Genomic DNA, 22,016 nt, shown 5'->3' with positions numbered 1-22,016 from the left:
AGCGTTCGGGCGCTCTCCGCGAAACCTTGTGTTACGCGCGGTACCGGCTAGCATGGCTTGGATACAGCGCAGTACCGCACTCAATGAGGAGAGCGCCCGATGCCGGCATTCGACTATCACGGCGTATCCGTCGCCTACGACCACGCCGGATCCGGCGATCCGATCCTGTTCCTGCACAATATCGGCGGCGACCGCCACATCTGGGCCAACCAGACCCGCGCCCTGGCGGCCACGCACAGCGTCTACGCGCTGGACCTTTTCGGCTACGGCGACTCCGACTCCCCCACCGGCGGTTATACCGTCGCCAACTATGTGCGCCTGGTGTCGGAGTTCATCAGCGCCCACGATCTCACCAATGTGACGCTGGTCGGCAACTGCTTCGGCAGTGCGCTGTCGCTGCTCTACACCCGCGCCAACCCGCAGAACGTGCGCGCCCTGGTGCTGTGCAGCCCGCTCACCGCCGCCACGCTGCGGCCGACACCGACCGGTTGGACCGCCCGCGCCGCGTCCCGCATCCCCCTCGACTCCGTCGCGAGCGCCATCCGCCTGCCCGGCGTCGCCGCCAACCTGGTGGTCCGCGAACAGCTCGGCCCGCGCGGCCGCGCCATGACCTCCCCATCGTTCACGGCCCTGCGTCACCGCTGGTCCGAGCCGCGCCGCCTGTACCCGCCCGCCGCCATCGCGCGCGACCTCCCCACGCTGGCCACCCTCGACACCTTCCACCCCTCCCCCGCTTTCCCGCCCATCACCACGGTCTGGGGCGAGAAGAACCGCATCCTCTCCGCCGCCGCGGGCGCCCGTCTCAACGAAACCCTCCGCCCGGCCCACGCCATCACCCTCCCCGACTGCGGCCACCTGATCATGCTCGAGCGGCCCGAAACCGTCACCGCCGCAATCCGTTCCGCTACTACGACCGCTCTCGCGGGCTGAATTCATCAGCGCACGATCCGCTCAGCCGCCCCCGGCCGCGCGGTGCAGGAGCGTGGACAGTTCGCGCAGGCGGTCGACCAGTTCCGGTGGTTCGATGACCCGGAATTCGAAGCCGAAGCCCGCGACATGGACGGCTATCGCGTCCAGAGAGTTCGCGCCGGTGTGCAGGAGGCAGGTGGTCGCGTCGACGGCTTCGAGGACGCCGACCGTCGGGGAGATGCGGTCGGCGGCCCGATCGGCGGAGGTCAGCAGGGTGATCCGGGCGTGGTAGCGATAAGGCGCCGAGGTGACCCCGCGTGAAACCTGGTCGGCGGGGTCGGGGGCCTCGCGCGGGGTGAAACGCGGACCGGTGGGGAGGCGCGGGGTGAGACGGTCGACGCGGTAGGTGCGCCAGTCCTCGCGGTCGACATCCCAGCCGGTCAGGTACCAGCGGCGGCCGTGGTGGACCAGGCGGTGGGGTTCGGTGGTGCGGTAGGAGGTTTCGGCGCCCGCGTGGGTGCGGTAGTCGAAACGCAGACGGTGCTGGTCGCGGATGGCGGCGGCGATGGTGGTGAGGGTGTCGGGGTCGACGCGGGGGCCGCCGGAGGGGACCGACACGGTCGCGTCCTGGAGGGCGGTGAGCCGGTGACGCAGCCGCGACGGGAGCACCTGTTCGAGTTTGGTGAGCGCGCGCAGCGAGCTCTCCTCGATGCCCGCGATGGTGCCGCCCGCGGCGGTGCGCAGGCCCATGGCGACCGCGACGGCCTCCTCGTCGTCGAGCAGCAGCGGCGGCACATTCGCGCCCGCGCCCAGGCGGTATCCCGCGGAACCGGGCGTGGCGTCCACGGGATAGCCGAGGGCGCGCAACTTCTCGATATCGCGGCGCACGGTGCGCACGTCCACCGCGAGCTGGGCGGCCAGATCCGCGCCGCTCCACTCACGCGGGGTCTGCAACAACGACAGCAGTCGCAGCAGTCGAGCCGAGGTTTCCAACATGAATTCGATTCTTCCCGACAGCTAGGGCAGAACCTGTCCTAACCGGCTCGTAGCGTAGTTCTCATGAGCGAACAGGTCACTCCCTTCCGCATCGACATCCCTCAGACTCAGCTCGACGATCTGCGGCGGCGGCTCGAATCCGCCCAGCTGCCCGCCCCGCTGCCGGGCGACGACTGGGACACCGGCGTGCCCGTGCACTGGCTGCGGGAACTGGTGGAGCACTGGCGTACCGGATACGACTGGCGCGCGGCCGAAGCCGAACTCAACCGGTATCCGCAGTTCCACACCGAGATCGAGGGGCAGCGGGTGCATTTCCTGCACATCCGCTCGGCCGAACCGCGCGCGGTACCGCTGCTGCTGACCCACGGCTGGCCCGGCTCGGTGGTCGAATTCCTCGATGTCATCGGGCCGCTCACCGATCCGGCAGCGCACGGCGGCGACCCGGCCGACGCGTTCCACCTGGTCATTCCGTCGCTGCCCGGGTTCGGATTCTCCGGGCCGGTCGCCGACACCGGGTGGACGCGGGCGCGGATCGGCCGGCTGTGGGCCGAGCTCATGCGCCGCCTCGGCTATGAGCGCTACGGCGTACAGGGCGGCGACATCGGCGGCTCGGTCAGCCCCGAAGTGGCGCGGTCGGCACCGGACAAGGTGATCGGCGTGCACGTCAACGGCGGCACCAATCTGCCTCCGCAGTCGGCGGTGAACGACCTCGACGAACTCACCGACCTCGAACGCGATCGGATCCAGCGCATCCAGGCGTTCATGCGCGAGGAGTTCGGCTACATCGCGATCCAGTCCACCCGGCCGCAGGCGCTGGCCTACGGCCTGGTGGACTCCCCGGTCGGGCAGCTGGCCTGGATCATGGACAAGTTCCGCGAGTGGACGCACCCGCGCAATGTCGTGCCCGACAAGATCATCGACCGGGATCGCCTGCTCACCAATGTGATGCTGTACTGGCTGACCGGCACCGCGGGCTCCGCGGCCTATGTGGGCTACGCCCAGACCGGCGAATGGGGGGCTCCCGCAACCAATTCCGGTGTCCCGACCGGCGTCATCGCCTTCGCCCACGATGTCTGCATCCGGCGCTACTGCGAGCCGTCGAACACCATCACCCGCTGGACCGACGTCGACCGCGGCGGCCACTTCGCGGCGCTGGAGGAACCCGAGATCCTCGTCGGCGACATCCGCGAGTTCTTCCGCGACCTGCGCTGAGCGCCGGCGCCCGGAATCCGGTGCGGTCCGGCCGGATTCAGGGCACCAGCGGCCTGACCTGCTCGGCGGCGAAGCGGACGAAGCCGACCGGGTCAGGGTCGTCGCCGGTGGGTTGCAGCACGACACCGGTGGCCCCGGCCTCGGTCCAGGCGATCACCGCGTCGGCGATGGCCCGGGCGTCCCCGGTGACCCCGATCCCGGGGATGGTGTCGCGATTCTCGGCCCGCAGTTCCGCCGCCACCCGGTCGGCGGCTCCGGGCCCGGTGGCGGCCAGTAGGTACACGACGATCGGATATGGTTGCGCCGCCAGGGATTCCGGCCGGGCGGCCCGCACGATCTCGGCAGCCGTGCGGACGCCTGCGGCGGGAGTGGAGCTGGTGAGGATCACCCCGTCGGCCGCCGCGCCCACCAGTTCGAGGGTGCGGGGCCCGGTCGCGGCGGCCAGGATCGGCGGCGCGGCGGGCGGGGGCCAGTCGAGGGCGACGCCGTCGAGCTGAACATACCTGCCCCGCACCGAGATTCGCTGCCCGGCCAGCAGGGCCCGCAAGGCCTCGAGGTATTCGCGCAGCAGCGTGATCGGCGAGGCGACCCGCTCCCCCACCTGACCCATCCAGTCCTGCACCCCGTGCCCCACTCCCCAGATCCCGCGCCCGGGGAACATCCGTTCCAGCGTGGCCAGCTCCATGGCGGTGATCGCGACATTGCGCAGCGGTACGGGCAACACCCCGACGCCGATGCGCACGCGCTCACTCCAGGCCAGTGCGGCCGCCGCGGTGGCGATCCCGCCTTCGAGGAAGCAGTCCTCCCACAGCCACAGTTCGTCGAGCCCCGACGTGTCGGCTGCCCGCACCACCTCCCGCAGCCGCTCCGGCGGTTGCTGCGGCCGGAACACCACTCCCAGCGTCGTCATCCCCCATGCCTACCACGCGGACGGCGGAAACGACTGCGGCCCGGCCCCATTCGAGGGACCGGGCCGCGGGGAAGTGCTGCTCAGCCGAAGTGGCAGACGTAGTGGACCGGCTCCACGACCTCGATAACGAAGCTGGAGTCGCCCGGGACGGAGAAGGACTCGCCGCCCTTGTAGGCGACGGCCTCGGTCTCACCGGCGAGGGTGACGTTGCACTGACCCTCGAGCAGTTCCATGATCTCCGGCGCGCCCGTGTTGAAGGTCAGGGTGGCGGGGAGGATGACACCGACCGACTTGCTGGTGCCGTCGGCCAGCTCGATGTTGTGGCTCACGCACTTGCCATCGAAGTAGACGTTGGCGCGCTTGGTGACGGTGACATTCTCGAACTTCATGCTGCTACGGAGTCCTTTGCTCGGGTGGGGACCCGCCCTGGCGGGCGGTCCGGTTCGCGCCGATCGTACCGGTGACCTCCGGGCAATCGTTCAGTCGGGCAGGACGCCGGCGCCCGCGTCGGCAAGCGCGTCCAGGGCCGCGACGGCCAGCGCCCGGCCCTGCTCGATGATCGGGGCGGCGCGATGGAAATCCATGGTGCCGCAGATGTTCTGCGGCACCGAGATCACCAGGTCGGGCGGGTGGGCGGCGAGATGCTGGCGGGTGATGGAGGCCAGCATCAGATCGATCGCCCGCTGCGCGACATCGGTGGCGCGCACGCTGCTCAAGGCGGGCGGCTGCTCCTCGACGGTCGCGTCCGGGGTGCGCCCCAGCCGTTGCGCGGACGCCCGCCACCACTGGGTGAACCAGTTGGTCCGCGGTTGCGCCCGGTCGTAGGCGGGGTCGGGCGGACCGGACAGGTCGACCCCGACGAGCAGGTCGGCCGATCCCAGCGCCATGGTGGCGACCACCGGCAGCGGATCGAGGACGCCGCCGTCGACGAGGACATGGCCCTCGCGCAGTACCGGGGTGATGAAGCCGGGGATGGCGATCGAGGCACGGATGGCGGCGTCGAGTTCGCCGGCGCGGAACCAGGTCGAGCGACCCGTGGTGATGTCGGTGGCGACCGCGATGTAGGGAATCGGCAGCTGCTCGATGCACAGTTCGCCGAGCATCTCCCGGATCCGGTCCAGGATCTTCCCTGCCCGGATCACGCCGGGCTCACTGAATGCCGGATCCAGCAGGCGCGCCACCTCGAACTGGCCGAGAGTCGTTGCCCAGGAGGTGAATTCGTCGAGCTTGCCCGCCGCGTACAGTCCGCCGACCAGCGCGCCCATCGACGACCCGGCCACCCCGGTGATCTCGTAGCCGCGTTCGCGCAGCTCCGCGATCACGCCGATGTGCGCGTATCCGCGTGCCCCGCCGCTGCCCAGGGCGAGGGCCACCCGCTTGCCGGTCGGCACCGCGCCGCCCAGGGGCATCGCGCCGCCGATCGGCGCGGTGCTGCTCGTCGGCACCGAGTCGCTGCTCGTCGACACCGACTCGCTGCTCGTCGACGCCGAGTCGTCACGCGTCACCATGGCGTTCTCCCATCTCCACGACGACCGGACCGACGGGTTTCGGCTGCTCCCGCCGCCAGCGCCGCAGCAGGTAGACCCCGAGGGCACAGCCCGCGGTGATCCCCAGCGCCGCGTAGGCGGGCACCGGTTCGTGCGGCACCTGCGGCAGTCGATACCAGTGCGGTGAATACCCGATCCGCCCGAACGGCCTGCCGCGCAACGCGACCGCCGCCGACGGCACGAACAGCACCGACAGCGCGACCACCACACTCGTCGCGCGCCGCGGCAGCGCGGACCCGAGATTGCCGCCGCCCACCAGGCTGATGGCCACCACACCCAGCACCGCCCAGGTCGGATTCGCGACCCCGGTCACCGCGAGCAGCGCCGCCACGGCCGCCAGCACCGACGACGCCGCGATGGCGATGTAGGGGCGCGGCCGCAGCCAGGCCACCAGCAGTCCCGCCGCGACCGCCACGTCGATCAGCAGATTCGCCCAGCCCGGACGCGGCACGGTGACCACCGCGGACGCCGCGGTGGAGAAGGCGACCAGTAACAGCACCAGCACGCCGTCGCGGCCGGGCAGGATCAGCGCGGCCACGAACGCCCCGCCGATCACCAGCGCGACACCCGCGACGACCACCTCGACCCGGTCACCGCTCTCGGCGAGCCAGCGCGCGGCCCGCGCCAGCGTGAACACGGCGACCGCACCGGACAGGATCGGGGCCAGCGAGAAGTCCGGTCCCTCACCGGGCATCGGCCCGAGGTGATCGCGGGCCGGAAGATTCGCCGCCACCAGCGCAACGCCACCAGGATCAGCCACACCGGCGGCGCACCGCCGAACAGGCGGTCCAGGGTGCTCGACCACCGATCCTCGTCCGGAGGCTGGGCGAGATCCCCGAAGATCACCGAGCTCAGGCAGCCGAACAGATACGCGCCGCCCGCCAGGGACGGCGTCCACACCACGGGTGCGAGGCAGCCGATGATGACACCGGCGCACAGGGCGTCGACGTAGTTGACCGTGGTCAGCGAATCCATGCCGACCCCGGACATGCCCACGTGATTGACCAGGATGCCCAGCAGCGCGACCGCGACCGCGCACCAGGCGGCGCGGCTGCTGCCGATGCTGACCACCGCGGCCGCGCAGATCACCGCGACCATGGCACCGGACTCCATGGCCAGCGGCACGCTGCGCACCATGAGGTCGACCCTCTGGGGTGCGGAGGTGAACCAGCCGTAGCTGACGGGCATCATGATCGCCAGCCCGGCCGTCGCGGTGGCGGCGTACACCGCCGCGAACCGCACCAGCGCCCGCCACTCCACCATGTCCTTGACGGTACGGCGATCAGCGAACGGCCCGCAATCACGACTCGCGGACGCGCCGGACCGGATGGCGGGCGCTATCGTTCACCTATGTCTGCTGCAACTGAGAATGTTCGCGTAGATAGTGAGTTCGCGCCCCTGCGGACCGTGGTCGTCTCCCAGAGCGAATTCCGCGCCCCGGACAACACCGAGCTACTCGGCCACGCGATGCCGGTGGAACCGGCCGCGGTGGGCATCCTCGACGCTGTCTGGGGCAAGACGTTCGGTGAGGTGTACCCCGACAAGCAACGCGCGTGGGAGGCCGAACGCGACGAGCTGGCCGCGGTCCTGGAACGCCACGGCGTGGAGGTGCTGCGCCCGCGCCTGTTCACCGCCGCCGAGAAGGCGGCCGCCGGACCGGAGGGCTACGCCAACTTCTTCGTCCGCGATCCGTGGTTCACGGTGGGCGAGAACGTGATCGAGGGCGTACTCCAGTTCCCGCACCGCCGCCGCGAGGTCCTGCCCAGCCGGGATCTGCTGCTGGCGCGCGTGATGCCCGCCGCCGCGCACTACGTCTCGCTGCCGCAGCCGGGCATCGGCCATCCGGGACCCGGCCCGTTCCTCGAGGGCGGCGATGTCCTGGTCCTGGGCAAGCAGGTCTTCGTCGGGCTGTCCGGGATGGCGAGCAACGCCCTCGGCTACCATTGGCTCGCGAAATATCTTCGCCCCCAGGGCTTCACCGTCACCCCGGTCCGCATGCCCGAACACGTCCTGCACCTGGACTGCGCCCTGGGCCTGGTCCGCGAGGGCCTGCTCATCGCCTGCCCCGACCGCCTCCCCGACGGCTTGCCCGCGGCGCTGCGCGCTTGGGAGCGCATCGAGGTCACCGAGGACGAGGCCGCCGCCATGGCCACCAACGGCCTGCCCGTCGACAGCGAAACCTACATCACCGACCCGCGATTCGACCGGGTCGGCACCCTGCTGAAGGAGCGCGGCATCACCGTCGAGTACATCGACTTCTCGGTGTCGCGGCTGTTCGGCGGCGCGTTCCGCTGCTCCACCCAGCCGTTGCTGCGCGCCGAATGACCGCTCCCCCAACCCGTTTCGGGGCGGAGGGCGTCACGCGGCGGAGGTCACGCGGTAGACGTCGTAGACGCCTTCCACATTGCGGACCACATTGAGCAGGTGCCCGAGGTGCTTCGGGTCGCCCATCTCGAAGGTGAACTTGGAGATGGCGACGCGATCACCGGAAGTGGTGACCGCCGCGGAGAGGATATTGACCTTCTCGTCGGCGAGCACCTTGGTGACGTCGGAGAGCAGGCGGGTGCGGTCGAGGGCCTCGATCTGGATGGCGACCAGGAAGACCGACGACGGCGATGGCGCCCACTTGACCTCGATGATGCGTTCGGGCTCCGAGCGCAGCGAGTCGGCGTTGGTGCAGTCGGTGCGGTGCACGCTGACCGCGCCGCCGCGGGTCACGAAGCCCATGATCTCGTCGCCGGGCACCGGGGTGCAGCACTTGGCCAGCTTGGAGACGGTGCCGGGCGCGCCTGGAATCTCCACGCCCGCGTCACCGGTCGTGCGCTGGCGGGCCGGCACCGTGGACGGCGTGGACCGCTCGGCCAGTTCGTTCTCGACATCGCTGACGCCGCCGAGCTGGGCCATGAGCCGCTGCACCACGTGGTGCGCGGACACCTGGTTCTCGCCGACGGCCGCGTACAGCGCGGAGATGTCGGTGTAGTGCAGTTCGTGGGCGAGGGCGCTCATGGCGTCCACGCTCATCAGACGCTGCAGCGGCAGGCCCGAGCGACGGACCTCCTTGCTGATGGCGTCCTTGCCCGCCTCGAGGGCCTCCTCGCGGCGTTCCTTGGCGAACCACTGCCGGATCTTGGCCTTGGCGCGCGGGGACACCACGAAGTTCGACCAGTCCCGCGACGGTCCGGCGTTCTGCGCCTTGGAGGTGAAGATCTCGACGACCTCACCGTTCTCCAGCTGCCGTTCCAGCGCGACCAGGCGGCCGTTGACGCGCGCGCCGATGCAGCGGTGCCCGACCTCGGTGTGCACCGCGTAGGCGAAGTCGACCGGGGTGGACTTCTGCGGCAGCGTGATCACGTCGCCCTTGGGGGTGAACACGAAGATCTCCGGCGACTTCAGATCGAAGCGCAGCGACTCCAGGAATTCGGCCGGGTCGGCCGCCTCCCGCTGCCAGTCGAGCAGCTGACGCATCCACGCCATGTCGTCGACTTCGGTGGAGTCGTTGGAGTGCTTGCCCTTGGTCTCCTTGTACCGCCAGTGCGCGGCGATGCCGAACTCGGCGGTCCGGTGCATGTCCTGGGTGCGGATCTGCACTTCCAGCGGCTTCCCGTCGGGGCCGACCACCGTGGTGTGCAGCGACTGGTACACGCCGTAGCGGGGCTGGGCGATGTAGTCCTTGAACCGTCCGGCCATGGGCTGCCACAGCGAGTGCACGACGCCGACCGCGGCGTAGCAGTCGCGCACCTCGTCGCAGAGGATGCGGATGCCGACCAGGTCGTGGATGTCGTCGAAGTCCTTCCCCTTGACGATCATCTTCTGATAGATCGACCAGTAGTGCTTGGGGCGGCCCTCGACGACGGCCGTGATCCGGCTCGACGCGAGCGTGTTGACGATCTCGGCGCGCACCTTGGCCAGGTAGGTGTCGCGGGAGGGCGCGCGGTCGGCGACCAGGCGCACGATCTCGTCGTACTTCTTGGGGTGCAGGATCGCGAACGCGAGGTCCTCGAGCTCCCACTTGACGGTGGCCATACCGAGGCGGTGGGCCAGCGGCGCGATCACCTCGAGGGTTTCGCGCGCCTTCTTGGCCTGCTTCTCCGGCGGCAGGAAGCGCATGGTGCGCATGTTGTGCAGCCGGTCGGCGACCTTGATCACCAGCACGCGGGGATCGCGGGCCATGGCGATGATCATCTTGCGGATGGTCTCGGCCTCGGCCGCGGCGCCCAGGTTGACCTTGTCCAGCTTGGTGACGCCGTCGACCAGGTGGGCGACCTCGGTGCCGAATTCCGCGGTCAGCTCGTCGAGCGAGTACCCGGTGTCCTCGACGGTGTCGTGCAGCAGGGCGGCCACCAGGGTGGTGGTGTCCATGCCCAGCTCGGCCAGGATGTTGGCGACCGCGAGCGGATGGGTGATGTACGGGTCGCCGGACTTCCGGAACTGGTGCTGGTGCTTCTCATCGGCGACGTCGAAAGCCCGTTGCAGCAGAGCCAGATTCGCCTTCGGGTACAGCTCGCGGTGCACGCTGGCGAGCGGTTCCAGGACCGGCTTGACCGCCGCGATGCCGCGCTGCCCGGTCATACGGCGGGCCAGGCGGGCGCGGACGCGGCGGGAGGCGGAGGTGGGGACGGCGGTGGTGTTGCGGGCGGCGGCCGCGGACTGTGCGTTGGCCGCCGGGGTGGCGGATCCTTCCTCGGGCGATTGCCCCGAGTTCGCCTTCTCCAGATGCTGTGTCATGCCACCTCCGCTCGCGGCCTCGAAAGGAAAACCATATCGGACCGTTCAACCACCCAGATCATCCACTTTAGTCCTGGAATCGGATCACGACCGGGGCAGCGTCCACCGCCGGTGCCAACCGCTCCGGAGCGATGAACGATACCCGTCCTGCTCACTGTTCGCTCGGACTCGCCGCGAGCCCGTCGCGGGTCAATTCCAGCCGTCGTGTCACCCCGATGCCGGCCAGGAATCGCGGGTCGTGGCTGACCACCACGAGCGCGCCCTGGAAGCTCGCCAGCGCCTCGGTGAGATGCGCGAGGCTGGGCAGGTCCAGGTTGTTGGTCGGCTCGTCGAGCAGCAGCAGTTTCGGCGCCGGTTCGGCCAGCAACAGCATGGCCAGCGCCGCCCGCAACCGCTCCCCGCCCGAGAGCGCCCCGGCCGCGACGTCGGCGTCCGCGCCGCGGAACAGGAACCGGGCCAGCTGGGCGCGGATCCGCTCGGGTGCGGCGTGCGGCGCGGTGGCCGCGACGTTCTCGAACACGGTCTTCGATTCGTCGAAGACGTCGAGGCGTTGCGGCAGCATGCGCCACGGCACGGCCGGCCCCTCCTCCTGAATGCGGTGCAGCAGCGTGGTTTTGCCGATGCCGTTGCGTCCGGTGAGCGCGATGCGTTCGGGCCCGGTGATTTTCAGGGTCACGGTGGGTCCGCACGGCAGTCGCGCCTCGGTCAGGTCGAGGACGTCCTGGCCCGGGTAGAGCCGGGTGCCGGGTAGGTCGACACGGATCTCCCGGTCGTCGCGCAGCCGGTCCTGCATGTCGGTCAGATGATCCTTGGCCTCCTCGACCTTGCCGATGTGGTTGTTGCGCAGCTTGCCCGCCGACACCTGGGCCTGGCGTTTGCGTTCGCCCATGACGATCTTGGGTTCGCGCTTCTGGTCCCACATCTTCTGCCCGTACCGCTGGCGGCGGTCGAGTTTGATGCGGGCTTCGACGAGTTCGCGCGACTGCTTGCGGACATCGCTGCGCGCCTCCCGGATGGCCGCGCGGGCGGCTTCCTGTTCGGCGTCGATGATCCGTTCGTAGTCGGTGAAGTTGCCACCGAAGATCCGCACCTCGCCGTGCCGTAGTTCGGCGATGGTGGCGACCCGGTCGAGCAGTTCGCGGTCGTGGCTGACGGTGAGCACGGTGCCGGGGAACTGGCCGACGACCTCGTAGAGCCGCTCGCGCGCCACCCGGTCGAGGTTGTTGGTCGGTTCGTCCAGCAGCAGCACATCGGGTTCGCGCAGCAGTTCGGCAACCAGGCCGAGCAGCACGGTCTCCCCGCCGGACAGGGTGTCCAGGCGACGGTCCAGGTGCGCGACATCGCCTGCGACATAATGCAATCCGAGCCGCCCCAGCAAGGCCACCGCGCGTTCCTCGATGTCCCAGGCCGTGCCGACGGTCTCGAAGTCGGCATCGTCGCCGGTCCCGGATTCGATGCGGTGCAACGCCTTCCGGATATCCGACAGCCCGAGCACCTCGTCCACGCGCTGCCCCGCGGCGAGTCCGAGATCCTGCCGCAGGTACCCGAACCGCCCCGGCATGGTCACCGAGCCGCGCTGGGCGCGCAATTCCCCGGTGAGCAGGCGGAACAGGGTCGATTTCCCCGCGCCGTTGGTGCCGACCAGGCCGACGTGACCCGGCCCGAACTGGGCGTCGAGTCCGTCGAACACAGGGGTGCCGTCCGGCCACGCGAAGGTGAGATCGGAAACAGAAATAACAGGCATAGACATGCGGGCCTCCCGAGAGTGAGCGAATGCGGCGCGCGACTGCGGGCCACTCGGCGATCACCTCAGAAGATCAACGGCATGTCTCCGATCAGACGGGAATGAGAACCGAACTACGGTAACCGAGATCAACGGGCCGGGGCAAGAACATATTTCGTGAGCCGAGTCTCAGCGCACGTCAGCGCGCGGTGACACGCAGATACCCGAGCGCCGCCACCGCCAGCACGGCCGACACACCGCACATGACCGTCACGCCGCGCCCGAGGGTGATCCCGCCCAGCAAGCTCCCGGCCCCGATGCCGAGGTAGATGCAGGAGGCGTTCAAGGCCACCACCAGCCCGGATTCCGCGGGCGCGGCGGCGATGAGCCGGTGCTGCTGTGCGGGCGTCTGGCACCAGGTCGACGCACCCCAGCCGAGCGCCAGCACACCGACGAGCACGGGCAACCGCGCGCCGGTGGCGGCCAGCACGGCCATGACGCCGAGGGAGACGGCCATCAGCGCGTACCCGGAGGTGAGCACCGGGACGGGTCCGAACCGATCGGTGGCGTAACCCGAGAACAGATTGCCCGCGATCGCGCCGACCCCGTACAGCCCCAGCACCCAGGCGGTGGCCGAGGACCCGATTCCCAAGGCTCCCAACGCCGGAACCGCGTACGCGTACACGGTGTAGGCCGCACCCATGCCGAGCACGGTCAGTGGCAGCACGGCCGCCACGGACCGATCGCGCAGCACCGCCAGCCGAGTCGCCAACGGCACCATCGGATTTCCGGGCAGCGCGGGCACCCAGGCCGCGACTCCGGCCGCGGCCATCGCGCAGACCACCGCGACCCCGATCAACGCCGACCGCCACCCCATCCGCTCGGCCAGCAGGTCACCGAGCGGCACCCCGAGCGCCGTCGCGACGGTCAGGCCGCCCACGACGACGGCCAGCGCTCGCGCCCGGGTCTGCGGCGGGACGAGCGCCGAGGCCACGGCCGCCGCATTGGGGGTGAAGGCCGCGGCTCCGAGCGCGGCCACGATCCGGGTGGCCAGCAGCATCCAGAACGCCGGCGCCAGCGCCGAGCCGACATTGGCCAGGGCCAGCACCAGCAGCGCCGAGACCAGCAGGGTCCGGCGCGGCAGCCGCGCGGTCAGCGTCGCCAGCACCGGCGACCCGAGCGCGTACGTGGCGGCGAAGACGGTCACCGCCAGCCCCGCGCTCGCGAGCGAAACCCCCAGCGTCCCGGCCACATCCGGGAGAAATCCGGCGAGGATGAACGAGTCGGTGCCGACAGCGAACGTGCCCAGGGCCAGGATCCCCGTGCGCCGCAACCCGTTCCACGCACCCACCGCTCCCGACCCCGCGTCACCACCCACTCCCGCCGCCTGGTCCTCGGCTCGCACCGGGCGTTCAACCGGGATATTTCGCATCCCGAATCTCCTTCCGAAAAAACCCGGCGTATGCCGGGTCGGTTTCTCGCGTACGCGCGAACCGGTCATCCGGTCCTGTTCTCGTAGAAGCGCCGCGCGTACTTCGAGGCGTTGGCCGGGGTGCCCGCCATCACGTCGGCCACCGTCTGCGCCGTCAGCTCCCGTCGCCAAGCCAGTTCGGCCCGCCCCATGGCCGCGGCGATGCCGCACGGTTTGGCGAATTCCTCGCTCCCCCGCGCGGCCCCGGCGCCACGACGGCGAATCTCGGTGCACCGGAACGCCTCCGTGCGCCCTTCGACGGCGGCCACCACGTCCATCAAGGTGATGCGCTCGGGCGCGCGCGCCAGCCGGTATCCCCCGCGCGCTCCAGGTGTGGACTCGAGGATCCCTTCCCGCACGAGCGGCTGGAGCCGCTTCTTCAGGTATTCCGGCGGCAGTTCGAAGATTTCGGCGAGCCGGGCGGTGGCGATCGGCGCGTGGTCGTCGAGCCAGGCCAGGGCCACACAGCAGTGCAGCCCCCATTCGACGCCTTCACCCATCAACATGAATAGGGATAGTACATGTCCCGATAACCCGGGCCAACCCCGTTCAGCTGCCGATGCGGCGAGCCTTCATGCCATTGGCGAGGGGTACCTCGCCGACCTTGCCGCCGGCTTCGGCGTGCAGCATGCGGCCGCCACCGGTGTAGATGCCGACGTCGGAGGGCCCACGCGGCCCGAACGACCCGAAGACCAGGTCACCGGGCTTGGCCGACAGCAAAGGCACCTCGACGCCCTGTTCCCACTGCTGTTCGGCGGTCCGCGCCAGGGTGATGGTGCTGCCGCTGCCCGCGAACACCGCGGCCGCGGTCAATCCGGCCTGGTCGAAGCCGCCGTCGCTGGGCCCGCCGGGTCCACCGCCGCCGAAAACGTACGGCGTCCCGATCCACTGCTCACCGGCGGCCACGATCTGCGGCCCGAGATCGGCCCGCGAGTCGGCCTGGAACCGGCCCTCACTGCCGAGGCTGCGGAACCCGGGCTCGGCGGCGAGGATGCGCGCCACGTAGGGCCGGGTCTCGGTGTAGTGCCGCGAGATCTGGTTGGGCATGCCGCCCGAGGCCAGTACCGCGCCCTCACCGGCGTTGTAGGCCGCGACGGTCAGCGCGGTCAGATCACCGGACACCGTGCCCGCGGCCATCCAGCCCTCGATGGTCTTGGCGATGGCGCACATGTAGCGACCCTGCCCGATGATGGCGTCGGCCGGATCCAGCACGCTGGCATAGCCTTTGCCGTCGGCGTCGATCACGTAGGGCTGTCCGTCGGGGGCGAGGGCGCGGGCGGTGCCGGGCATGAACTGGGCGATGCCCTGCGCGCCGTCCGGGGAGACCGCGTCGGTGCGGAACCCGGATTCGGCCTGCCCCTGCGCCGCCAGCAGTGACGCGCCGATCTCCGGGCACAGCGAACCCGCGCGCCGGTACCAGATCTCGAGTTCGGCGGGCACCTTCCCGGAGGCGAGATTGCCGCCCGCGGTACCGAATCCGTTCTCGCAGTACGGCCCCGAGGGCGCGGGGATGCTGCCGCCGGCCAGCCACGGCATCGGGTCGACCTGATGCCCGCCGGTCATGCGCCCGCCCGGAACCAGCTCGAAATGCAGGTGCGGGCCCGAGGATTCGCCATTGCTGCCGACGTCGGCGATGTGGCGGCCCATCTGCACGATGTCGCCGGTGCGTACGAAGATGCCGTTCTCGTACATGTGCCCGTACACCGTGGAGTAGCGGCGGCCGCTCTCGTCGAGGGAGTCGATGACCACCCAGTCGCCGAAGCCCGAGGCCGCGCCCGAGGCCACCACCAGACCGTCGGCGGCCGCGTAGATGGGGGTGCCCGCGGCGGCGGCCATGTCCACGCCGAGGTGCGCGCCACCGCGCGCGCCGAAGGTGTCGGAGACGGTGAATGTGCCTGCGGCGAGCGGGTATTGGTGGCGGCCGGCGCCGGTGAGGCTGCCCGCCTCGTTCACCCGGCCGGGCGCGGCGGCCATGGAGGCGTTGGCGGGGGCGAGCACCGTCGAGGTGGGTGCCGCGTCCTTGACGCTGACCAGTACCCGGTCCAGGCGGTTGCGGGCCGCGTCGCCGCGATCGCCCAGCGGCGTCCACTGGATCCCGGCGGCCGCGCCGGGAGTCCAGCTGCGCTGCTTCCAGATCAGATAGTCGACGCGGAAGGCGGCGGCGTTCTCCTGGAGGAACGACACGATGGCGTCGCCCTTGCCGGAATCGCCGCCGACGATGAATTCCACGGCGCGCCCGGCCTTCAGGTCCGGGGTGGCGTCGTCGTCGACCACGCCGCGCATGTCCATCATCCCGAAGCGGGCCACCGTGCAGCGCAGGACGCGCAGCGCGCCCTCCTGTAGCCCCGCCTCGACGGGCGAGCCGGTGGACGGGCAGCTGGGTTCGGTGCGCGCGGAGGTGAGCGCGGGGATGGCGGGCGATCCGGGGCCGCAGCTGGTCTCACTGGCGGGCAGGATGATGACGAGCAGCAGCGTCATCATCCCCAATATCAGGCAGATCGCCCCACCCACGAGGTACTTGGGCCTCACGCCCGAAAGCTCCCGGCCGCCGCGCTGATCACTCGGACATCATGCCATGGCGGACACGCGGTTTCACGGACGTCCGCATCCGTCACACCCGTCGTGCGTGTCTCCACCGAACCGACCCGCGTGTCTGTTTCGGCGGGCGCAATGCGGGCATTCCTCGGATATGCCGTACCTTGCCCGCAATGAAGTCCGCGCCGCTGGCATCATCAGCGGCGTCGGCGCGCTCTTCGCCCTCATCGAGGGCATCTACATCCTGCTGCTGGTCTTCGACGCGGACCAGTCCAACAAGTTCTTCGGCTTCATCAAGCGGCTGGCCGAACCGCTCGCGCTGTTCTTCCCGGGGCTGTTCCACACCAGCAATGCCGACTTCAACATCATCCTGGACTACGGCCTCGCCGCGATCTTCTGGCTGGTGGTCACCGGATTCGTGGCCCGCATCATCGCCCGCTGACCGAGCGGCGCTGCGGGGACACGCCCCGCAACCCGATCCCCTTCCCCGCGGCGGCCGCGGGGAAGGGACGGCGCTGGCCTGAACGGATCAGAGCTTGACGATCGACGTCACCGGGTAGTCGCCCTGCCGTTCGCGGCCGTTCAGGAAACCCAGCTCCAAGACGACTGCCGCCGCCGTGACCTCGGCACCCGCGGCGGCGAACAGCTCGGCCGCGGCCGCCAGGGTGCCACCGGTTGCCAGAACATCGTCGAGCAGCAGCACTTTGCGGCCCTTCAGATCGATGCCATCGGCCGGGATTTCCAGTGCGGCGGAACCGTATTCGAGCGTGTATTCGCGGCTCAGCACCGGCGGCGGCAGCTTGCCCGCCTTGCGGACCGCGACCACGCCGGTGCCGAGGATGGCGGCCACGCCCGCGCCCAGCAGGAAGCCGCGCGCGTCGACACCGGCGACCAGATCGGCGTCGGGGGCGCAGGAGGCGAAGCAGTCGAGCACCGCACGGAAGCCCGCGGAATCGGCGAACACCGGGGTCAGATCGGCGAAACGCACGCCCGGCGTCGGGAAGTCATCGTGCCAGCGGGTCAGCCGCCGCACCGCTTCCTCGGCCCGCGCGGCCCGCTCCCCCACCAGTTCGGCCGTCTCCAGCATCTCGTGCTTGCTCATCTACACCCACTCCTCGTTCACCACGCCGGTCCGGCACAACTACCGTTTCAGTACCCAGCGATCCATATTCCAGCCCGCGCCCGCCTTCGTGGCGCTGGCGATCCCGTTCTCCATGCCGTTGCCGAACCCGATGGTGCGGGGGGAGGCGAACAGCGGAATCGACGGCATCTCGCTCCAGAGCAGGTTCTCCTGCTCATTGAGCAGATTCAGCACGGCTGTCGAGTTGTCGTCCGCCGCAAGCTGATCCGCGATGGCATCGTAGCGGCCGTTGCCGAACCGCCCGAAATTCAGGCCCGCGCCGGTGCGCAGCGCCGCGATGGCGTCGGTCGCGCCGAGCGTGCCGGAGGGGCCCGGCATGGCGGCGGTGCCGCCCAGGATCGCGTCGACCTTGCCCTCGGTGAGCTGCGCGGCGGTGAAATCCGGTGCGCCCGCGTCGATCACGTTCACCCCGGCGGCCTTGCAGGCGTCGGCGATGGCGGCGACCATGGCCGCGCGGCGTTCGTCGGGCTTGACGTAGCCGATCCGCACGGTCTGGTTGGCCACGCTCGAGGACGCGGCGGCCTGGGCGGCGGTGCCGTCGCCCTTGTACTTGTCGCCCGCACCCGAGATCGACTGGTAGTACACCGAATCCTGTTGCACGGTCCGCGAATTCAGCGGCCCGGCGCCCAGGCCGATCTTCACGGTGTAGTCCGGGTGCCCGAACTTCTCGAACAGCGCCTGCCGCGGCACGCACGAGGCGAACCCACGCCGCGCGTCCGCGCGGTCGAACACACCGCCGGTGGCGAGCACCAGCTGCTCGACACCGCGACCGGGCAGGTTCTGCCGGTGGAAGCTGCCCAGGCCCACGTCACCCAGTGATCCCGCGCCCACGTCCAGCACGCCGATCGAGTTGTCCGACACCTTGGACTTCAGGTCCGAGTGCCGGTCCCAGACCACGATGCGCCCGGTCCGAGGCTGGTTGCCCCACCACTTCTCGTTCTTCACCAGGACCAGGCCGTCCTTGTCGGTGAAGGAGTCGATCCGGTACGGGCCCGACGACGGCAGCACCGTGGTGTCCACCTTGCCGGGAGTGAGCTTCCAGCCGTTGTTCCAGAAGTCGGCGACCCGCTCCAGGGTGGGCTGGTCGCCGGTCTGCACCGGGGTCACCACGTTCGGGATCTTCACCTGGGTGGCGACCACGTGCGCGGGCATCAGCTCGGCGGCGTTGAACAGGGTCTTCCACGCCGAGTAATGCTTGCCCGGGCGGAACAGCACGGTGGCGTCCTTGGACCCGGGCTGGCAGTCGACGCGTTCGATATCGCGGTAGCCGTCGGTGCCGGCCGCCTCGAACAGCGGGACCGGGCCGCCCGGGGCGGGCTTGGTGAACCGCCCGCTGCGCGCGGCCCAGGTCAGCACCAGGTCGTCGCAGGAGGTCGGGATGCCGTCGGAGTAGACGCCCTCCGGGTTGAGCCGGTACTGGATGGTCTGGGCCTCGCCCGGCACCTCCTTGGCGGTGCCGGTGTCGGTGTCGGCCACCGGCTGCCCGTCGGGCCCGGTGTAGAAGAACCCGGTCAGCACCCGCGAGAACACCGCGGTCGCACCGCTGTTCGCGCCGAGCGCGCTGCCGCCGTTGTAGGAGGCGACGACCGCGTCCACGCCGTACCCGATCGAGGGCACCTGGTTCTTACCCGCGCAGCCCGCCAGCGCGCCGGCGGCGAGCGTGCCCGCCATCAGCGCGACGACGGTCCGGCGCACGGTCGTGTCGACGGCGGTCCGGCGCACAACCTTCTGGTCTTGCTTCACCCGCGAAACCCCCTGTGCGCCTAGTGCCGTCGCTGCTGTCGTTTCCCACTCGGCCGGGCGCCCGGACGCGGCGCCCGGGTGCCCTGGCTGCGCGGCCCGTGCTCGCGCGCGGCGCCGTTGGCGTCCGAACCGCGACCGGCGACCCCGGCCCGCTCAGCCGCCGCCGCGCCCACGCGGGCCCGGCTGCCGCCCGCGCGCCGGTTGAGCACCTTCTTGGTGTGCGCGGCGACCGGACCCCAGGTCTCCTTGAGCGACACCAGGATCGGGACGGCGAAGAAGATCGACGAGTAACCACCGACGATCATGCCGACCAGCTGCACCAGCGCCAGGTCCTTGAGCGTGCCGACGCCCAGCAGCCACACCGCGATCACCAGCATGCCGATGATCGGCAGGATGCCGATGACGGTGGTGTTGATCGATCGCATCAGGGTCTGGTTGGCGGCGAGGTTCGCCTTCTCCGCGTACGTGTGCTTGGTCAGGTGCAGCACACCGCTGGTGTTCTCCTCGACCTTGTCGAAGACGACCACGTTGTCGTAGAGCACGTAGCCCAGAATCGTGAGCAGACCGATCACCGCCGCGGGCGTCACCTCGAATCCGACCAGCGAGTAGATGCCCGCGGTCACGATGAGGTTGAACAGCAGCGAGGCGATGGCCGCGAACGACATATCGCGTTCGAAGCGGATCGCGATGTAGAGCATCGTCAATCCGACGAACACCACCAAGGCCAGCAAGGCCTTGTGGGTGACTTGGCCACCCCAGGTCTCACTGATCTCGGCCACGCTGATCGCGTTGCGGTTGGGTTGTCCGCTGGAGTCCTTCGGCTGGAACGAGTCGTACAGCGCGTTCTGCAGCTTGTCGGCCTGCTCGGCGTTCAGCGAATCCGAACGGATCTGGATGGTCGACGACGAGCCGGAGCCAACCTTCTGCACGGTCACCGGGTCGTGGCCGAGCGCGGATCGGTAGACATCCTCCACCTTGGAGGTGGTGACGCTGTCCGAGGCGGGCAGCTGGATGCGCGAACCGCCGGCGAAGTCGATGCCCAGGGTGAACCCCTTGAACACCATGCTGGCCATCGCGATCGCGATCAGCGCGGCGGCGATGCCGTAGTAGACCTTGCGCTTGCCGACGATCTCGAAACCGCCGGTGCCGGTGTAGAGCCGCTCGAACAGGCTGTGCCGCTTGTCCGCGGGCGTGGCCTCGTAGTCGAGCTCGGAGTCGGAATCCACCACGATGGGTGAGGACTTGGCCATGATCACGCCTCCTTCACCAGAACGCCGCCGGTGGCCTTGCGTTCCTGTGCCAGCTCTGCAATTGCGCCCAGGCCGTTCACCGACGGTTTCGCCCAGAACGGCGACCGCGAGACCAGCATCATCAGCGGCGCGGTCACCAGGTACAGGACGATGACGTCGAGGACGGTGGTGACACCGAGGGTGAAGGCGAAGCCCTTCACCTGACCCGCGGCCAGCAGATACAACACCGCGGAGGCGATCAGCGAGACCGTCTTACCCGAGAGGTTGGTGCGCTGGGCGCGCTGCCAACCACGCGGCACCGCGGAGCGGAAGCTGCGGCCCTCGCGCATCTGGTCCTTGATGCGTTCGAAGAACACGACGAACGAGTCCGCCGTCATACCGATACCGATGATCAGACCCGCGATACCGGCGAGGTCGAGGGTGAACCCGATCCACCGGCCCAGCAGCACGATCAGCGCGTACACCGCGACACCCGCCGCGAGCAGCGAGAAACCGGCCAGGAAGCCGAGCATGCGGTAGTAGAGCAGGCAGTACAGCAGCACCGCCACCAGGCCGATCGCGCCCGCGATCAGGCCCGCGCGCAGCGAGGACATGCCCAGGGTCGCCGAGACCGTCTCGGCCTCGGAGGTGGTGAACGACAGCGGCAGCGAACCGTACTTCAGGGAGTTCGCCAGCTCCTTGGCGGTGGTGGCGGTGAAGTTGCCGCTGATCTGGGTGCTGCCGCCGAACTGGTTGCCGGACTCGACCCGCGGCGCGCTGACCACCTTGGTGTCGAGCGCGAAGGCCAGCTGCTTGTTGAGGTACTCATTGGTCAGCTTGCCCCAGGCGTCCGAACCGCTCGACTTGAACTCGACGTCGACGACCCAGCGGCCCTGACGCGAATCCAGCTGGCCGGTCGCGTTCTTGATCTCCTGGCCGTCCAGCTTGGACTTGTCGAGGAGGTAGACCTCGGTGCCGTCACTGCTGCAGGCGACCAGAGGCAGGTTCGGATCGTCGTTGCCCTGCAGCGGATCCGGCTTGGTGCAGTCCATGGTGGCCATGGCCTGCAGCTGCGCGGCCTGATCGGTGCTCTGCCGCAACGCCTTCGCGGCCGCGATCTCCTGCTGCGACTGCTGTGGGCTCGGCGCCGGGGTCGGGGACGGGGTGGTGGGAGCCTGCGCCGGGAACACCCGGTTCTGCGGGACGGTCGCCTCGGTGGTCGCCGCGGCCGACGTGGTCGGCGCGGACGAAGTCGTCTCGGGCGTCACCGTGCTGGGCGCGGCCGGGGCGGTGGTCGGGGTGCCCGCGGGCGGCTGCTGCGGCTGAGTCTGCTTGCCGACCTGCGGTGCCGTCACATTGAGCACCGGGCGCACGTACAGCTTGGCGGTGGTGGCCAGCGACTTCGCCTGCGCGCCATCCTCGCCGGGGACCGTGATCACCAGGTTGTCACCCTCGATGACGACCTCGGAGCCGGCGACGCCGAGTCCGTTGACGCGCTTCTCGATGATGTCCTGGGCCTTCTTCAGGCTGTCCTGGCTGGGCTTGCCGCCGTCCGGGGTGCGAGCCGTCAGGGTGACCCGGGTACCGCCCTGCAGATCGATGCCGAGCTTCGGGGTGTGGACTTTGTCGCCGGTGAAGAAGATCAGGCCGAACATCAAAGCCACCAGCGCGGCGTAGACGCCGAGCAGGCGCAATGGATGCGCCGTTCCCTGTGAAGGTGGCACAGTACTTATCTCCTAGGCGGGATCGAGGGTGGAACTAGCGGGTACACACCGCAGCGCCACCGGCCGCCGGTGTACGTCGAGTACAGCCCGGAGCGGCCGATGGCGCCGGATGTGTTCAGTCCTTGGTCAGCCGCGGCGTGTCGTCGGCGGC

Annotated in this window: 18 protein-coding genes; 4 read left to right on the top strand and 14 right to left on the bottom strand. The window is 69.9% G+C overall.

Going from position 1 to position 22,016, the window contains the following annotated elements; genetic code table 11:
* Window positions 1-99: 99 nt before the first annotated feature.
* Window positions 100-930, top strand: a complete 831-nt coding sequence (locus ACFRAQ_RS11625; protein WP_379097642.1) for an alpha/beta fold hydrolase — start codon at window positions 100-102, stop codon at window positions 928-930.
* 21 nt (window positions 931-951) lie between these two features.
* Here ACFRAQ_RS11625 and ACFRAQ_RS11620 read toward each other — a convergent pair whose 3' ends face one another.
* Window positions 952-1,905 (bottom strand): helix-turn-helix transcriptional regulator, encoded by a 954-nt coding sequence (locus ACFRAQ_RS11620; protein WP_379097639.1) that lies wholly within the window; start codon window positions 1,903-1,905, stop codon window positions 952-954.
* 63 nt (window positions 1,906-1,968) lie between these two features.
* Here ACFRAQ_RS11620 and ACFRAQ_RS11615 point away from each other — a divergent pair, with 63 nt between their 5' ends.
* Window positions 1,969-3,117 (top strand): epoxide hydrolase family protein, encoded by a 1,149-nt coding sequence (locus tag ACFRAQ_RS11615; RefSeq protein ID WP_379097637.1) that lies wholly within the window; start codon window positions 1,969-1,971, stop codon window positions 3,115-3,117.
* A gap of 37 nt (window positions 3,118-3,154) precedes the next feature.
* On the opposite strand, the gene ACFRAQ_RS11610 is transcribed toward ACFRAQ_RS11615, so the two are convergent.
* The 4 genes from ACFRAQ_RS11610 to ACFRAQ_RS11595 all read right to left on the bottom strand — a co-directional run bounded on the left by ACFRAQ_RS11610 (window position 3,155) and on the right by ACFRAQ_RS11595 (window position 6,268).
* Window positions 3,155-4,027 (bottom strand): LLM class flavin-dependent oxidoreductase, encoded by an 873-nt coding sequence (locus tag ACFRAQ_RS11610; protein ID WP_379097634.1) that lies wholly within the window; start codon window positions 4,025-4,027, stop codon window positions 3,155-3,157.
* 80 nt (window positions 4,028-4,107) lie between these two features.
* On the bottom strand, window positions 4,108-4,416 hold the full coding sequence (locus tag ACFRAQ_RS11605; protein ID WP_379097631.1) for a pyrimidine/purine nucleoside phosphorylase: 309 nt from the start codon (window positions 4,414-4,416) through the stop codon (window positions 4,108-4,110).
* Between the two features lie 90 nt (window positions 4,417-4,506).
* The gene (locus tag ACFRAQ_RS11600) at window positions 4,507-5,436 is read right to left on the bottom strand and encodes a patatin-like phospholipase family protein (RefSeq protein WP_379100221.1); all 930 of its coding nucleotides are present in this window, start codon (window positions 5,434-5,436) and stop codon (window positions 4,507-4,509) included.
* Window positions 5,437-5,521: 85 nt separating this feature from the next.
* Window positions 5,522-6,268 carry a hypothetical protein gene (locus ACFRAQ_RS11595; protein ID WP_379097628.1) on the bottom strand — a complete coding sequence of 249 codons (747 nt, stop codon included), beginning with the start codon at window positions 6,266-6,268 and terminating at the stop codon, window positions 5,522-5,524.
* Window positions 6,269-6,924: 656 nt separating this feature from the next.
* On the opposite strand from ACFRAQ_RS11595, the gene ACFRAQ_RS11590 reads away from it, so the two are divergent.
* On the top strand, window positions 6,925-7,899 hold the full coding sequence (locus ACFRAQ_RS11590) for a dimethylarginine dimethylaminohydrolase family protein (protein ID WP_379097625.1): 975 nt from the start codon (window positions 6,925-6,927) through the stop codon (window positions 7,897-7,899).
* Window positions 7,900-7,932: 33 nt separating this feature from the next.
* On the opposite strand, the gene ACFRAQ_RS11585 is transcribed toward ACFRAQ_RS11590, so the two are convergent.
* From ACFRAQ_RS11585 to ACFRAQ_RS11565, 5 genes are all read right to left on the bottom strand, one after another.
* A complete protein-coding gene (locus tag ACFRAQ_RS11585; protein ID WP_357288192.1) occupies window positions 7,933-10,299 on the bottom strand; it encodes a RelA/SpoT family protein in 2,367 nt (788 codons plus the stop codon).
* Between the two features lie 151 nt (window positions 10,300-10,450).
* Complete coding sequence (locus ACFRAQ_RS11580; protein ID WP_379097622.1) at window positions 10,451-12,049, bottom strand: ABC-F family ATP-binding cassette domain-containing protein; 1,599 nt, start codon at window positions 12,047-12,049, stop codon at window positions 10,451-10,453.
* A gap of 172 nt (window positions 12,050-12,221) precedes the next feature.
* Window positions 12,222-13,454: an MFS transporter gene (locus ACFRAQ_RS11575; RefSeq protein ID WP_379097619.1), complete on the bottom strand. Its 1,233-nt coding sequence runs from the start codon at window positions 13,452-13,454 to the stop codon at window positions 12,222-12,224.
* Between the two features lie 65 nt (window positions 13,455-13,519).
* Window positions 13,520-13,999 (bottom strand): RrF2 family transcriptional regulator, encoded by a 480-nt coding sequence (locus ACFRAQ_RS11570; RefSeq protein ID WP_379097617.1) that lies wholly within the window; start codon window positions 13,997-13,999, stop codon window positions 13,520-13,522.
* A 43-nt stretch (window positions 14,000-14,042) separates the two neighbouring features.
* Window positions 14,043-16,022: a peptidoglycan DD-metalloendopeptidase family protein gene (locus tag ACFRAQ_RS11565; protein WP_379097614.1), complete on the bottom strand. Its 1,980-nt coding sequence runs from the start codon at window positions 16,020-16,022 to the stop codon at window positions 14,043-14,045.
* A 160-nt stretch (window positions 16,023-16,182) separates the two neighbouring features.
* On the opposite strand from ACFRAQ_RS11565, the gene ACFRAQ_RS11560 reads away from it, so the two are divergent.
* Entirely contained in the window at window positions 16,183-16,470 is a 288-nt protein-coding gene (locus ACFRAQ_RS11560; RefSeq protein WP_379097611.1) for a hypothetical protein, read from the top strand.
* Window positions 16,471-16,557: 87 nt separating this feature from the next.
* On the opposite strand, the gene ACFRAQ_RS11555 is transcribed toward ACFRAQ_RS11560, so the two are convergent.
* The 4 genes from ACFRAQ_RS11555 to secD all read right to left on the bottom strand — a co-directional run bounded on the left by ACFRAQ_RS11555 (window position 16,558) and on the right by secD (window position 21,865).
* Window positions 16,558-17,130, bottom strand: coding sequence for an adenine phosphoribosyltransferase (locus tag ACFRAQ_RS11555; protein ID WP_379097608.1), 573 nt, complete (start codon window positions 17,128-17,130; stop codon window positions 16,558-16,560).
* Window positions 17,131-17,169: 39 nt separating this feature from the next.
* Window positions 17,170-18,840, bottom strand: a complete 1,671-nt coding sequence (locus tag ACFRAQ_RS11550) for an ABC transporter substrate-binding protein (RefSeq protein ID WP_379100219.1) — start codon at window positions 18,838-18,840, stop codon at window positions 17,170-17,172.
* A gap of 92 nt (window positions 18,841-18,932) precedes the next feature.
* The gene (gene secF / locus ACFRAQ_RS11545; protein WP_379097605.1) at window positions 18,933-20,162 is read right to left on the bottom strand and encodes a protein translocase subunit SecF; all 1,230 of its coding nucleotides are present in this window, start codon (window positions 20,160-20,162) and stop codon (window positions 18,933-18,935) included.
* A gap of 2 nt (window positions 20,163-20,164) precedes the next feature.
* Window positions 20,165-21,865: a protein translocase subunit SecD gene (secD, locus tag ACFRAQ_RS11540; protein ID WP_379097602.1), complete on the bottom strand. Its 1,701-nt coding sequence runs from the start codon at window positions 21,863-21,865 to the stop codon at window positions 20,165-20,167.
* Between the last annotated feature and the right edge of the window lie 151 nt (window positions 21,866-22,016).

The sequence above is a fragment of the Nocardia sp. NPDC056611 genome (assembly GCF_042792755.1).
GTDB lineage: Bacteria > Actinomycetota > Actinomycetes > Mycobacteriales > Mycobacteriaceae > Nocardia.
This window is presented reverse-complemented; position numbering and strand designations above follow the sequence as displayed.

Coding starts and splice junctions, on each gene's coding strand:
- ACFRAQ_RS11625 (WP_379097642.1), top strand. CDS start 100: ATGCCGGCATTCGACTATCACGGCGTATCCGTCGCCTACGACCACGCC.
- ACFRAQ_RS11620 (WP_379097639.1), bottom strand. CDS start 1,905: ATGTTGGAAACCTCGGCTCGACTGCTGCGACTGCTGTCGTTGTTGCAG.
- ACFRAQ_RS11615 (WP_379097637.1), top strand. CDS start 1,969: ATGAGCGAACAGGTCACTCCCTTCCGCATCGACATCCCTCAGACTCAG.
- ACFRAQ_RS11610 (WP_379097634.1), bottom strand. CDS start 4,027: ATGACGACGCTGGGAGTGGTGTTCCGGCCGCAGCAACCGCCGGAGCGG.
- ACFRAQ_RS11605 (WP_379097631.1), bottom strand. CDS start 4,416: ATGAAGTTCGAGAATGTCACCGTCACCAAGCGCGCCAACGTCTACTTC.
- ACFRAQ_RS11600 (WP_379100221.1), bottom strand. CDS start 5,436: ATGCCCCTGGGCGGCGCGGTGCCGACCGGCAAGCGGGTGGCCCTCGCC.
- ACFRAQ_RS11595 (WP_379097628.1), bottom strand. CDS start 6,268: ATGCCCGGTGAGGGACCGGACTTCTCGCTGGCCCCGATCCTGTCCGGT.
- ACFRAQ_RS11590 (WP_379097625.1), top strand. CDS start 6,925: ATGTCTGCTGCAACTGAGAATGTTCGCGTAGATAGTGAGTTCGCGCCC.
- ACFRAQ_RS11585 (WP_357288192.1), bottom strand. CDS start 10,299: ATGACACAGCATCTGGAGAAGGCGAACTCGGGGCAATCGCCCGAGGAA.
- ACFRAQ_RS11580 (WP_379097622.1), bottom strand. CDS start 12,049: ATGTCTATGCCTGTTATTTCTGTTTCCGATCTCACCTTCGCGTGGCCG.
- ACFRAQ_RS11575 (WP_379097619.1), bottom strand. CDS start 13,454: ATGCGAAATATCCCGGTTGAACGCCCGGTGCGAGCCGAGGACCAGGCG.
- ACFRAQ_RS11570 (WP_379097617.1), bottom strand. CDS start 13,999: ATGTTGATGGGTGAAGGCGTCGAATGGGGGCTGCACTGCTGTGTGGCC.
- ACFRAQ_RS11560 (WP_379097611.1), top strand. CDS start 16,183: ATGCCGTACCTTGCCCGCAATGAAGTCCGCGCCGCTGGCATCATCAGC.
- ACFRAQ_RS11555 (WP_379097608.1), bottom strand. CDS start 17,130: ATGAGCAAGCACGAGATGCTGGAGACGGCCGAACTGGTGGGGGAGCGG.
- ACFRAQ_RS11550 (WP_379100219.1), bottom strand. CDS start 18,840: ATGGCGGGCACGCTCGCCGCCGGCGCGCTGGCGGGCTGCGCGGGTAAG.
- secF (WP_379097605.1), bottom strand. CDS start 20,162: ATGGCCAAGTCCTCACCCATCGTGGTGGATTCCGACTCCGAGCTCGAC.